Below are 12,899 nucleotides of genomic sequence, written 5' to 3'. Positions count from 1 at the left end.
AGCTTATAACGCAAAATCAATAATTGCGCGAATTACCCCTAAAGTTAATCCAATAAATGCACCAACTACTACGCCATTGACTCGAATCATGTGTAAGTCACCGCCGACTTCATTTTCAATCTTAGCAATCATTTCACGGGAGTCCCATTCATGAATACGTTCACTAATAAAACGGATAACTTTTTCGCTATATTGATCACTTAAATTGACCGCAAGACCACTCATACGCTCATTTAAAAGCTCACGTACAGCTTGATTTTGGATTAAGTTTTCACCGACTTGTTGAATCGCAATACGTAAATTCAGTGCAATACCCGAATCAGCTTTCATCAAGTCCTGTTTTACTGCATCACAGAGAATCACCACAGCACCAGTAATAAAGTTTAATACCGGTGGGCTATCCAATAGGGCATTTTTATTTTCGTTGAGACGCAGACTTGCATTGCTATGACTATCGGCAAGTTCTAGCATAAGCTGATGCGCAACATCTTCTATTTGTTGACGAATAGGGTGTTCAGAATCGGCCAACATAGATTCTACTTTTTCTAATAAAGAATCAATGGTACGTTGCTCTACATCAATCCCGATCCAACTTGCACCTTTTGCAAGTCGTGATACACCCAGTTCTTTAAAAAGGGTTTGTGTCAGTTCCCGTGTTTTTTCAGGATGCTGCATCATCCATTCATGTGCAATATCTAAGCCACGCTGTAACACATCTTGATGGAAATCATTCTCTAAAACAGCACGCAGCATTTCGCTGGCCAGACTATTCATTCGTGTATTACGTGCCCATTGCACCGTATTGTTTTGAATAAAGTGCCCAATTTGTTCCTGTCCGACAAATTCAAAAATTTTCGGTACCGTCTGCTGAATCACATCAACGACTTGGCTATTGTTTTTTGGATTAGCGAGCCATTGGCCAATCGCTAAACTGAGATCGGCATCGGCTAAGCTTCTTTTGACCACTTGCGGAGAGAGGAAATTTTCCTGAACAAATTTCCCCATCGACTCTGCAATCCGCGCTTTGTTGCGTGGAATAATTTCAGTATGATCTTTTAAAAAATGAGGAATTGGAATTTTACCAAAAGGATTTCTAAACAACACGGTAATCGCGTACCAATCGGCTAAACCACCTACCACACCTGCTTCTGCACCGAGCATGAGAATATGAATAAACCATGCATATTCTGGCATTAATTTGGCGACAATAATTAAAACAATCCACGCCAAAATCGCAATGACTAATGCGATTGTGGCGAAACGTTTACTGCGATTTAAACTTGGTATGCTGCTTTGTTCAGAATCACTCATTCAAATTCCTAAGATTTTATTATTTTGATGATGTTACCTCAGCCGGTTGAGGTTGCAGTATCTGTCCTGTCGGACTAACCCCATATTTTTGTCCTAAAGACTGTAAAATCAGACGAGCGTCAAAAGCATCATTTGGCGCAGATTTTTTATCTTTAAAACATGCAATGGTATAGGCCACTTGTACAGGATCAATTGTGACCACTTGTGGCATGTCATAAAATGGAGGATAGAATGCACCAGGACGTCGGTAGGCATTGTACCCATAAGGATAGAAGTTGGGGGTTGGATAAACCACGGCTTGACGAGGTGGCAGTTGAGTGCGATTACTCGGATCATTCATGACTTTAAAAAATTGGAAGCCATTTAAAAGGGTCGTTTGCGCTGCTTTTACTAAGGTGATTTCTTCTGCTGTGCCAAAGCTCATGTTGCTATTACCTTTAAAGCTGATACGGTAAGTTTGAGCATTAAGTGGGTACGTCGCAAATTGCCCTAATTGGTCAAATGTACGAGGTTTGGACAGTGTGGTTGCACAACCTGAAATTGTGAATACTGCCACCATAGCCAGACCGATAAATGTTTTTTTCATGATTCGTTCCTTTTGATGGATCAGTCATTTTAATCATTTATATTGTTATAAATGGGTGGATTGATGATGAATTTCAAGCAGGTTTTTGTAAGACTATTCCAACAGTTAAAAATGACTATTGGGTTGTTTTAAAAACTCTAACTCCTCAAGGGTTGATTGACGACCTAAAATTTCATTGCGATGTGGATAACGGCCAAAGCGGTCAATAATACGTTTATGTTGTTTTTCAAAATCTAAATTTATGGGATTTCCTAAGCTTTCAAATAGTTGCAGTGCATGTTCATGCATTAATTTGGATTCGCTGTGCATAAAAGGCATATATAAAAAGGCACGTTGTTCAGAAGGTAAGTTTTGGTCTAGTTCTAAGTGAATGCTTTCTTGAGCAAGCACCAGTGCGATAGGATCTTGTGCAAAAGATGCTGGGGAATTACGCCATAAATTTCGTGAAAATTGATCAAGCACAATGATTTCTGCTAATCGACCTTCAGCAGTTTTACGCCATTCCCAGAATTCACCTTGACGCGCTTGTTCAAGTGCTATGCTAAAACGGTTATGTAGCTGTTGGTCGAACTCATCACTTTTAGCGAACCAGTAAGGTTGCGTATTGGGGTTAAACCAAAAATCGATAACTTCTTGGTAATTCATCATATTTAAAATTCTTTAGTGGTTATTCTTCTATAAAATCACAAATTTATGATGTCATATAGCGTAACTTTGTGATAAAAAATTTTCAAAATAAAATGAATACTTCGTTCAAAAGCGAATCGGGTATGCTGTAGCAGTCATAATTCACGTTATACTGATGTAATCCAATAATTTTATTTTAAGAAACTCTTTTAAGATAAGCGAGTGAGTATGAGTCAACCCGAAGCGATTTCTCCATTTGTTTTACCGACTTGGGTCGATTCAGCATTGTTTACTGGGATGTTACGTGGCATTGAGCGTGAAAGCCTACGTATGCAAAGCAATGGTTTCTTATCTCAAGCAGACCATCCGAAAACGTTGGGTTCAGCGCTGACGCATCCGCATATCACGACTGATTATTCGGAAGCTTTAATGGAGTTTATTACTCCACCAAAAGAAAGTATTCCTCAAGCGTTAAATTATTTGGCAGATATTCATGCGGTAGTGCATCGTTATTTAGAAAATGGCGAAAAACTGTGGCCATTGTCGATGCCGTGTATGTTGGATGATCAAGAGGAAAATATCCGTTTAGCGCAATATGGCACGTCCAATATTGGTAAATTTAAAACCTTATACCGTCATGGTTTGGGCATTCGCTATGGCCGCCGTATGCAGACGATTTCGGGTGTACATTATAATATTTCATTTCCAGATACTGTGTTTTCAGCCTTACAACAGCATGAAACGGATGCTGCATTAAAAGCTTTAAATTTACAGGATTACCGTAGTCATCGGTATTTGGGCTTAATACGAAATTTTATTCGGTTAACGCCTTTGGTGACGTTCCTGATTGGTGCAAGCCCATCGGTATGTAAATGCTTTATGACTGGACGTGAGCATCAATTACTTCCTTTGGTGAAAGGTACCTTGTATCTTCCTTATGCGACTGCATTAAGAATGGGGCAGTTTGGCTATCAAAATTCAGCACAAAAACAATTGGGTATCCATTACAATAATTTAACCGCTTATGTAGAAGAACTGCAAAAAGCAGTACATACCCCGTATGAGCAATTCAGTCATTTAGGTTTAAATGATGAACAGGGCGAGCCGATTCAAATTAATGATCATGTGCTGCAAATTGAAAATGAATACTACAGTTTAGTGCGTCCAAAACAAGTTCCATTGGCTGGGGAAACGCCATCTCAAGCGTTGGCAGAGCGTGGCATTGGCTATGTTGAACTCCGTGCGGTGGATGTGAATCCCTATAGTGCAATCGGAATTAATGAAGATAGTGCCGGTTTCTTAGAAGTTTTAGCTTTATATTGTTTATTGAAAGAAAGCCCTGATTTGTTTGATGCTGAACAAGAAATAATTGATAAAAACCAAGCTGAAATCGTTAATCGTGGTCGTGCACCAAATGCTAAAATTATAGAGGCAGAGCAGGAATATTTACTCGAAGATTGGGTACAGTTGCATATCAATGCCATGCAACCTTTAGCTGAGTTGCTGAATCAAACTTATGCAACGGATTTGTATACACAGGCTTTATTGGTGATGCAAAGTCGTATTGATGACGTTGCAGAAACATTATCTGCTCAAGTGATTGAAGATACCCTTGAACAAGGAGGGACATGGAGCTTCGGTAGCTTGATGGCAAATCTGCATCTAGAACGTTACCAACAACATGTATTAAGCCCTGAAACTTTAGCGTATTTTGAAGCGCTGACGCAGTCATCTTTGCAAGACCAACAGCAACTTGAGCAAGATACCAGTATCAGTTTTAATGACTATCTTGCCAACTTTAGATAAATAAGTTTTATAAAAAATGAAGAGGAAAATCCATGCAATGGCGTAATTATCGCTTCGTGAGTGGTATTTTGTTTTTAGCAAGTGTCGTGGGTATGGCATTTGCCTTGTATTTGGAACATGGGCAAGGCTTAGAACCATGCCCACTTTGTGTATTCCAGCGTATTGGTTTAATGGGTTTGGGGATTATTTCTTTAATCGCATGCTTACATAATCCCATTCGTTCTGGTTTTAAACGCGCTTATGCATTTTTAGGATTAGTGGCAATTGTATGGTCGGCAGGTGTTGCTGCTCGTCACGTATGGCTACAAAATTTACCACCAGATCAAGTACCAAGTTGTGGTCCAGGACTGGATTATTGGGTAGAAACGTTACCGATGAAATCGGTATTTAAAGAAGTTTTAACGGGTTCAGGTGAGTGCGCTCGGGTCGATTGGACCTTCTTAGGACAATCTTTACCCGTGTGGTCTTTAGTGTTCTTTAGCGTATTGGCCTTAATCAGTTTATGGCAATTATTGCGTAAGTATCCAGCTTAAATTTATGCTTAAAGCCAGTTTCCGAACTGGCTTTTTTATGGGAATTTAATTTTAAAACTAGAGATTAATAAGTCAAATTAAAGGCATTAAATACAATTTTATGTACAGGTGTAGTGCGTAGTCTGACGCAGTCAATTTGTTGTCACTTGGTCTGATTTGAATGCGAAGAAGCGAAAACCTAATCAACTGGTTTGAGTGGTATTCTGGAAACAGGCTTTGGATACAATACAATCAGGTTTCGATAATACCTTGCATATTTTCTAATTGAATGAGGTATTTACGGATTTGTTCTTCTGCAAGCTGCTCATGATTCGGATAAAACCATTTTGCAATTTGCTCCGCCACACTCGGGTGATATTGAATTTCCAAGTGATTTAAACCATAAAAGACAGCTTTATGCGATTCAGGTAATTTCAGTTGAAAGCGTGGATTGGGATGTTCACCTAAGGCACTTTTGACACTGACTAAATAGTCGCCAATAATTTTTAAGGTCTTATTCTTTTTATTTGCAAATTCGAGCGTACCTGCCACTAAAAAGGTATTGATATGTGAAGGCAATGGCGCTGGTTTACGATTATCATCAACTAAGCCAATCCGTGCATTATTGTGTTCCCAGTCATCATCACGAACACTGCCATAGCGTAAATCTAAAATACCGTTACTGCGAATATTGACGATATGACTGATCATTTTAACGAGGGGGAAATGACCAATTTTTTCTTGTAAGGCAAAACCAAAACGTTCTAATACAGCACCATGATGAGGTGAGCCAAGACAAACTAGATTCTCCACCATGTGAAACCATTGATGCATATTTTGTTTGCCATAAAACAACGCACTTCGAGAAACAAGACCGCCCATACTATGGCCAATTAAATCAATACTGGTAATACGCGGATTCCGTTGAACTAAGTCTTCGAGTAGATTCGAAAGACTGCGCCCATTGGCTGAAATACGACGTCCAGTATTGTAATTGAGATACAACATGGTGTTGTTATCACGCTGTGCTAAAAGTTTTTCGCCAATGCCACCATTACCACGGTTAGACCAATCTAAGTAATTCATACACAAACCGTGAGCAAAAATCACGATACGTCCATCTAAATCACCTTGTTGAACCATACCATAACGGTCATATAGTAGACTCGAGAGCGCAAGCGGGTTTTGAGTGCTGAGAAGATAATCGCCTAAAACACCATTGAGTGCACTGACCAGAAACTGCATGCTTGCCGTTAATGCCTTATCATGTAAATTTGGAAAACGTTCAATAATTTTACGTAAACTCGGGGCGAGCAAGTAGTTACCATAGTGTTGTAAAGTGCTATATCCCAATTGATAGGCTTTTTCAACATAAGGTTGGGTTTGAAAGTTTTGGGCCTTTTGTTTGCTTAAACCAAATACACTCAAGAGCATTTCGCGTTGAATGGCTTGAATTAGATCTTGAACAACACCACTTAAGCGAGTGCTGACCAATTGAGCTAAACCTTCCAGCACATCGGCTTGGCTCAGGGGAGAGGGATCCCATTTGCAATAGGTTTCGTGCAGTGGTGTTAAGCTCGGCATGTATTGGTTATCCTAATTCTAATTGATCGATACCTGATACTTTCTTTTTGGTATAGATCAATGTATAAATCCTATTTAATCATCTGATATTGTTCATCCTGAACCGTTTTAAGATACCGATGATTACCATCAAATGTTAATTATTTTGTCGGACAAACAAAAGGTTATTAGCTACCAATCGTAACAAAATTGTGATTTTTATCACGTAAAAATAAAACAAATTGAGCTAAATTTCAAACAAGTCGATATGAATATTATTTACCTACACGGTTTTCAAAGTAATGCGTTTTCGATCAAGGGCCAACAATTAAAAAATTATTGTGGGCAACATTCAACCTATACAATACATTTACCTGATTTAAATATGCCTCCACAACAAGTCATTGATAATATATCCAATTTAATTGAACAATTGGATGATGTGGTCTTGGTTGGAAGTAGTTTAGGTGGGTTTTATGCGACACAACTGGTCGCGAAATATGGTGTACCTGCTGTACTCATCAATCCTGCTATGCGACCATGGCAATTGTTCCGAAAATTATTCGGAGTTGAACAAATTCCCTATAAGGTAAATGAATACTGGACTTTAGATAATGCACAACTTGATCACTTAGAACAAATTGCCGTGCCATTTGTACAGGATGCAGACAAAATATTGGTTCTGTTACAACAAGGCGATGAAGTTTTAGATTATCGTGAAGCAGAACAGTATTATAGTGCTGCTATGCATACCTCCATGATCATGATAGAGATGCATGGCAACCATGCCATGGAAAATTTTGCAGATAAAATCCCCATGCTTTTGGAATTTTTATCGTATTCGCTAAAATAAAAGGAAAACCTACAACGTGTCTCAATATACGGCCCAATCACTTGAAGTTTTATCTGGTTTAGATCCTGTACGCCGTCGTCCAGGAATGTATACGGATACAACTCGTCCAAACCATTTGGCACAAGAAGTTATTGATAATGCGGTCGATGAAGCACTTGCAGGACATGCCAATAAAATTACTGTGACAGTATACAAAGATGGTTCGTTGTCGGTTGAAGACAATGGTCGCGGTATGCCTGTCGATATCCACCCTGAGTATGGTCAGAGTGGGATAGAAATTATCATGACCAAATTGCATGCGGGTGGTAAATTTAGTACCGATAACTACCAATTTTCAGGTGGTTTGCATGGGGTCGGGATTTCTGTTGTTAACGCATTATCCACTCGGGTAGAAGTTGAAGTACAGCGCCAAGGCAATTTATATAAAATGGCGTTTGAACGCGGCGAACCCGTTTCAGCACTTGAAGTTTTAGAAGGTAAAGTCGCAAAACGTGCCACGGGGACGATGGTTCGTTTTTGGCCAGAAGATAAATATTTTGATTCTCCTAAATTTGCCTTAAAAGCATTAAAACATAATTTAAAAGCCAAAGCTGTTTTAGCTGCAGGGCTTCAAATTATTTATATTGATGAAATTAATAATGAGAAAATAGAGTGGCAGTTTGAAAATGGTCTCGTTGACTATTTGATGGATGAGCTACAAGAGCGTGACATTATTCCAGAGCCAGCTTTTGTTGCGACAGGTGAGGTTGAACGCGCTAGAGCTGAATTTGCGATTTGCTGGAATGCTGAAGGCGGCGAGCAGATTCAGGAAAGTTATGTGAATTTAATTCCGACGGCACAAGGTGGAACGCATGTAAATGGTTTGCGCTCTGGTGTAACCGATGCTTTGCGTGAGTTCTGTGAATTACGTAATCTCTTGCCTCGCAACATGAAATTATCAGCGGAAGATGTTTGGGATGGTGTGAATTACATTCTGTCTTTAAAATTTCAAGAGCCACAGTTTTCAGGGCAAACGAAAGAACGTCTTTCCAGTCGTGAAGCGTCGAATATTGTTTTAAATATTGCTAAAGATGCGTTTGCTTTATGGCTTAACCAAAACTCTGAAGTGGCAATGCAGCTTGCTGAATTAGCCATTGCCAAAGCGGGTCGACGTTTAAAAGCAGCGAAAAAAGTTGAACGTAAAAAGATTGTTTCTGGTCCTGCACTTCCAGGAAAATTGGCAGATTGTGTGGGGCATACGCTTGAAGAATCTGAATTGTTTATCGTAGAAGGGGATTCTGCGGGTGGTTCAGCTAAGCAAGCGCGGGATAAAAACTTCCAAGCGATTATGCCTATTCGTGGAAAAATTCTAAACACTTGGGAAGTCTCTTCGGACGAAGTTCTTGCCTCTCAAGAAGTGCATGACATCGCCATTGCTATTGGGGTTGATCCAGGCAGTGATGATCTGTCTGAACTACGCTATGGTAAAATTTGTATTCTTGCAGATGCCGATTCTGATGGTCTACACATTGCAACTTTGCTGTGTGCGTTGTTTGTGAAGCACTTCCATACCTTGGTAGAAGAGGGTCATTTGTTTGTAGCCATGCCACCGCTATATCGTGTAGATGATGCAAAAGACGTCCATTATGCGTTAGATGATGACGAGCTAGAGATTATCTTAAAGAAAGCCAAGTCTAAGAATCCGCAAATCATGCGCTTTAAAGGTTTGGGTGAAATGAATGCGAGTCAGCTGCGTGAAACCACAATGGATCCGAATACACGTCGTTTAGTGCAATTGGATTTAGATGATGCGCATTTTACCGCAGGTTTGTTGGATAAATTATTAGCAAAAAAACGTTCTGGCGATCGTAAGCATTGGTTAGAACAGAAAGGCAATTTGGCAGATTTAGTCGTGTAAAATAAAAGCCCCGAAAGGGGCTTTTTAGCAGCTATATTTATAATTTTTTTAAGCGTTAATCCAGTATTAGTTGTAATAAAACAAGATCACGCCATTGTCCAAATTTTTGACCGACTTGTGGCATATAGCCCGTTTGTTTAAAGCCTAATTTTTCATGCAATAAGATTGATCCAGTATTTGCATGATCAATCGCAGCGACCATAACGTGTATGTTGTGTTGTTTGGCATGTTGAATCAGCTGCAGCATCAAGATCTTACCTAAACCTTGACGTGCAAAATTGGGGTGAATAAATACAGAATGTTCTACTGTTTGTTTAAAGCCATGAATTGAACGAAAGGCAGAATAATCGGCAAATCCTGCAATATTATGGGAGGATTTTTCTTCTGCGACATAGAGTGGGAATTGCTGAGTGGTTAAGTCTTCAAACCAAATTTTTAGATCTGCTAAAGTTTTAGGATGATGATTCCACGTTGCGGTTCCATTGATAATTTCGGTATTATAAATATTGAGAATCTGTGGTAAATCTTCTATTTGAGCAGGACGAATTAAAAAGTCCATAAAAATGCCGAATGAGAAATGGTATTGCTAGTTTAAAAACTTTGCTCTGTAAGCGCAATAAAAAGGCAAGACCGAAGTCTTGCCTTTGAACAAAAAAGTGGTAGTGCAATTAGAAGTGATATTTCACTAATGCACTGACGTTGTTTTCATTTTTACCTGGAACGCCATATTTGTTTTGCCATACAGAGTGCTCAACACCAAGATATAAGCGTGTCGCTGGAGAAATGTGTGGCCCGATATTCCATTTCCATTGCGTGGTCCAGTTCAACTCACTTGAGTGAGCGACTTTATCATCTTCTGCAGTAGACCAATCCAAGAAACCGTCGACTAAAAATTCTTCAGCTGCCAGTTTGAATGGAATACCATAAGTAAATGTTAATTGATAATCATCGGCTTGAAGGTCGTTGTTCGCACGATACAAGTTTAATTGAGCATATTGGAAATAAGGAATCGCTAAATCTACACCTACCCCATAGAGGTAGTTGTTCATGTCTTTACCACCTTCCCAAGTCGTAGCAATTAACACATCTTTAATTGGACCTAGTTCAAGTTTTTGACCTGAAACTGCGCCTAAGCTTAAACGTGGTGATACTTCAAAATAAGTATCCGATTGACCGCTGCTATTGGTGCGATCTGCAAAAGCAAAAAAATCACCATATTTAAGCTTAGCTGCATATTCAAACGTTACAGTCGACTGTTTTTTGTCTGGTGTTAACTCATAGTTTTCGCCATATAGACCAGTAATGCTGAAGTCTTGCCAAACAGGTGCTGCTTGCGTCAAAGTTGCAGTTGAAGCGAGTAGGCATAGTGCCGTAATGTGTGTAAGTTTCATTAAAAAGTTCTCCCCCAAGAAAGCGCTTAAAGGATACAGATTATTAAGCAAAAATAAAGCTGAAATAGCATAAACGGATAAAAATTATGTAATTCTTAAAATTTGTGAAGATGAGCATATATCGCTAGAAATATTTTAACTTGGAATTCAATAATTTTAGGTTTATTGAGCCAATAGATTAGAAATCCTAAAGTAAGGTTGTTTTTTATGCGAAATAAAACTAATAAAAATACATATAAAACAATGTGTTATATTTTTTTGTAAGAAGTTGTCAATTTTCATATTCTTTTCATTAATTTTTTAAAAATCTACTTGCTTATTTTTCAATAAGGCCTGATATTGAGTATATAAGAACACGAATCTGCAGATAAAAAGTGTTCATCCGTTCAATTGTGGAGGCAGTCATTCCAATTAATTGAAGATGAAAAACTGTGATAAACAGTAAGCTTAAGGCGTGCGCAAAATAGTTTATTTCGCGTAAAAGGTTCAAATAAAGAAAGAGGATGATATTTTATGAACATTGAAATCCGTACTGATAAAAACATTCAAAATAGCGAGCGCTTAATTACCTATGTACGCGAAGAGCTGAATCAAGAATTTCAACGTCATAGTGAACGTATTACCCAATTTTCTGTGCATATAAGTGATGAAAATGGCGATAAAGGCGGAGATGATGACATCCGCTGTATGGTTGAAGCAAAAGCTGCTGGTATAAAACCTGTTGTGGGGACACATAAAGCAAAGAATATTGATTTAGCATTACATGGCGCAATTGAACGAGTGAAGCGCAGCTTGGAACACGTCTTAGAGAAGAAAGAAAGCCCACGAGGTGGCCATCTTGAACTCGTGGATGAGGAAGTTTAAAAAAAGCCCTTCGGGGCTTTTTTATTTTAGTCATGTTTTTGTCAGAAAATAACAAAAAATGGGCATGATTTACATCAAATGTTAAGCCATTAAAATTTTTCGAAACTTTTTTCTAAATATTCGGCATAATAATCAGATTAATATAAGTGAGAAATTGGCATGTTAAATGCTCAACAACAAGTATTTTTACAGGCTTTAGAAGATTTAGACTTGAGCCAAATTCAGCGCCTGTTAGCTGATGGTCTTGATCCAAATTTTATTGATTCAGAAAAAGGACCTGCAGTATCTGTCTGGTCGGATGGTCTATTTAAATGGTGGGAAAATATTTGTGAAGCCTATGAAGCTGGGCAAAAATTAAGTCCAGAGCAGAAAAAACAAACATTACAAGTTCATTTAGATATTTTAGATGCGTTAATTCAAGCGAAAGCAAATTTTCATTTGTGGGATGCTGAAGAATGTTATGGGCCTTTATGGGACTCTGCGAGTGCAGCATGTGTACCCGCAGTATTGCGCTTATTGGACATTAATGTAGAACCGAATAGTAAAGATGAAGAAGGCAAAACCATTCTGACTTCAATCAGTGATTTATTTTTTGATTGCGATTTTGACCAAATTGATTGGTCACAGGCTTTACCTGAAGAGAAAGAAACTTTAGAGTTATTGCGTAGTCGTGGCGCAAAAATGTCGAAAGAATTAGCCTAATTCAGAGCAAATATATGACCATCTTAAATAAAATGACTTTAGTACTGGCTTCAACAATAAGTATGAGCAGTATGGCAGCCGATTTCTCATTTGATCGTCCGGGTACAGGGTTTGGTACCGGAATTACGCCAGTAGGGCATCTGGCATGGGAACAAGGTCTTCCAAGTGCAAACTATACGGAAACAAAAATTGATGGTGCTCAAGCCAAAACCGTGACTTTGAATACTGATATGTTATTTCGTACCGGATTAACTTCAAGTATGGAATTACAGTTGGGTTTCGAAGGTGCAGGTTGGACGCAAACGAAGTACAAAGGCGAAAAAACGCATGATTCTGGTTTGGGTGATGTTAGCATTGGGCTGAAGCAGGCTATTGATTTAGATGATGATAAATTGTCAATGGCGATTTTGGCGCGTGCTTTAATTGCTACAGGTAACGATGGTTTTTCTGAAGAAGATGATATTTATAGTATCGGTTCATCCTTGGCGTATCAATACAGTGATTTGCTGAATACCGGGATTACCATGAATTATGCGGTGCAGGATGGTCATTGGGCAGTCACGGCTATTCCAATGCTTGGCTATCAAATTGCAGGTAAATTATCAGGATTCTCTGAATTTGTTTACCGTAAAGCGGAAAGCCAAGATTATGAATATGGTCTCGGTTCTGGCTTAATCTATGCGTTAAATGATCGTGCTCAATTAGACGCGAGTATTGGTGTCGATTTGAATGGTGATGACCGTAGTTATCATGCAGGATTTGGGGTCGCATTTTTATTCTAAAAGCA

At 38.8% G+C, this 12,899-nt stretch carries 13 protein-coding genes; 7 read left to right on the top strand and 6 right to left on the bottom strand.

The features are described from left to right. Positions 1-3 precede the first annotated feature (3 nt). The 3 genes from B9T28_RS12095 to B9T28_RS12085 form a co-directional block, all read right to left on the bottom strand. Positions 4-1,311, bottom strand: a complete 1,308-nt coding sequence (locus B9T28_RS12095) for a DUF445 domain-containing protein (protein WP_086204243.1) — start codon at positions 1,309-1,311, stop codon at positions 4-6. Positions 1,312-1,330: 19 nt separating this feature from the next. Further along, positions 1,331-1,897, bottom strand: a complete 567-nt coding sequence (locus B9T28_RS12090) for a CC0125/CC1285 family lipoprotein (protein ID WP_086204242.1) — start codon at positions 1,895-1,897, stop codon at positions 1,331-1,333. Between the two features lie 105 nt (positions 1,898-2,002). Then, complete coding sequence (locus B9T28_RS12085; RefSeq protein WP_086204306.1) at positions 2,003-2,542, bottom strand: DUF924 family protein; 540 nt, start codon at positions 2,540-2,542, stop codon at positions 2,003-2,005. A gap of 210 nt (positions 2,543-2,752) precedes the next feature. Here B9T28_RS12085 and gshA point away from each other — a divergent pair, with 210 nt between their 5' ends. Both gshA and B9T28_RS12075 read left to right on the top strand, forming a co-directional pair. Further along, on the top strand, positions 2,753-4,330 hold the full coding sequence (gshA, locus tag B9T28_RS12080; protein ID WP_086204241.1) for a glutamate--cysteine ligase: 1,578 nt from the start codon (positions 2,753-2,755) through the stop codon (positions 4,328-4,330). A 32-nt stretch (positions 4,331-4,362) separates the two neighbouring features. Next, the gene (locus tag B9T28_RS12075) at positions 4,363-4,863 is read left to right on the top strand and encodes a disulfide bond formation protein B (RefSeq protein WP_086204240.1); all 501 of its coding nucleotides are present in this window, start codon (positions 4,363-4,365) and stop codon (positions 4,861-4,863) included. A 231-nt stretch (positions 4,864-5,094) separates the two neighbouring features. Here B9T28_RS12075 and B9T28_RS12070 read toward each other — a convergent pair whose 3' ends face one another. Next, positions 5,095-6,426 (bottom strand): PGAP1-like alpha/beta domain-containing protein, encoded by a 1,332-nt coding sequence (locus B9T28_RS12070; protein WP_086204239.1) that lies wholly within the window; start codon positions 6,424-6,426, stop codon positions 5,095-5,097. A 247-nt stretch (positions 6,427-6,673) separates the two neighbouring features. On the opposite strand from B9T28_RS12070, the gene B9T28_RS12065 reads away from it, so the two are divergent. Further along, complete coding sequence (locus B9T28_RS12065) at positions 6,674-7,258, top strand: YqiA/YcfP family alpha/beta fold hydrolase (protein WP_086204238.1); 585 nt, start codon at positions 6,674-6,676, stop codon at positions 7,256-7,258. A 16-nt stretch (positions 7,259-7,274) separates the two neighbouring features. Then, positions 7,275-9,155: a DNA topoisomerase IV subunit B gene (parE, locus tag B9T28_RS12060; RefSeq protein WP_086204237.1), complete on the top strand. Its 1,881-nt coding sequence runs from the start codon at positions 7,275-7,277 to the stop codon at positions 9,153-9,155. 55 nt (positions 9,156-9,210) lie between these two features. Here parE and B9T28_RS12055 read toward each other — a convergent pair whose 3' ends face one another. Together B9T28_RS12055 and B9T28_RS12050 are read right to left on the bottom strand one after the other, a co-directional pair. Next, complete coding sequence (locus B9T28_RS12055) at positions 9,211-9,714, bottom strand: GNAT family N-acetyltransferase (protein WP_086204236.1); 504 nt, start codon at positions 9,712-9,714, stop codon at positions 9,211-9,213. Positions 9,715-9,823: 109 nt separating this feature from the next. Then, on the bottom strand, positions 9,824-10,546 hold the full coding sequence (locus B9T28_RS12050; RefSeq protein WP_086204235.1) for an outer membrane protein OmpK: 723 nt from the start codon (positions 10,544-10,546) through the stop codon (positions 9,824-9,826). 513 nt (positions 10,547-11,059) lie between these two features. Between B9T28_RS12050 and B9T28_RS12045 the strand changes: the two genes are divergently transcribed. The 3 genes from B9T28_RS12045 to B9T28_RS12035 all read left to right on the top strand — a co-directional run bounded on the left by B9T28_RS12045 (position 11,060) and on the right by B9T28_RS12035 (position 12,894). Next, on the top strand, positions 11,060-11,410 hold the full coding sequence (locus B9T28_RS12045; RefSeq protein ID WP_086204234.1) for an HPF/RaiA family ribosome-associated protein: 351 nt from the start codon (positions 11,060-11,062) through the stop codon (positions 11,408-11,410). 159 nt (positions 11,411-11,569) lie between these two features. Further along, positions 11,570-12,112: an ankyrin repeat domain-containing protein gene (locus B9T28_RS12040; RefSeq protein ID WP_086204233.1), complete on the top strand. Its 543-nt coding sequence runs from the start codon at positions 11,570-11,572 to the stop codon at positions 12,110-12,112. A gap of 14 nt (positions 12,113-12,126) precedes the next feature. Continuing rightward, positions 12,127-12,894 carry a transporter gene (locus tag B9T28_RS12035; RefSeq protein WP_086204232.1) on the top strand — a complete coding sequence of 256 codons (768 nt, stop codon included), beginning with the start codon at positions 12,127-12,129 and terminating at the stop codon, positions 12,892-12,894. Positions 12,895-12,899 lie beyond the last annotated feature (5 nt).

It is taken from the genome of Acinetobacter silvestris (genome assembly GCF_002135235.1).
GTDB classification, from domain to species: domain Bacteria; phylum Pseudomonadota; class Gammaproteobacteria; order Pseudomonadales; family Moraxellaceae; genus Acinetobacter; species Acinetobacter silvestris.
The sequence above is the reverse complement of the archived record's forward strand: the minus strand, read 5'-3'. Positions and strand labels throughout refer to the sequence as shown.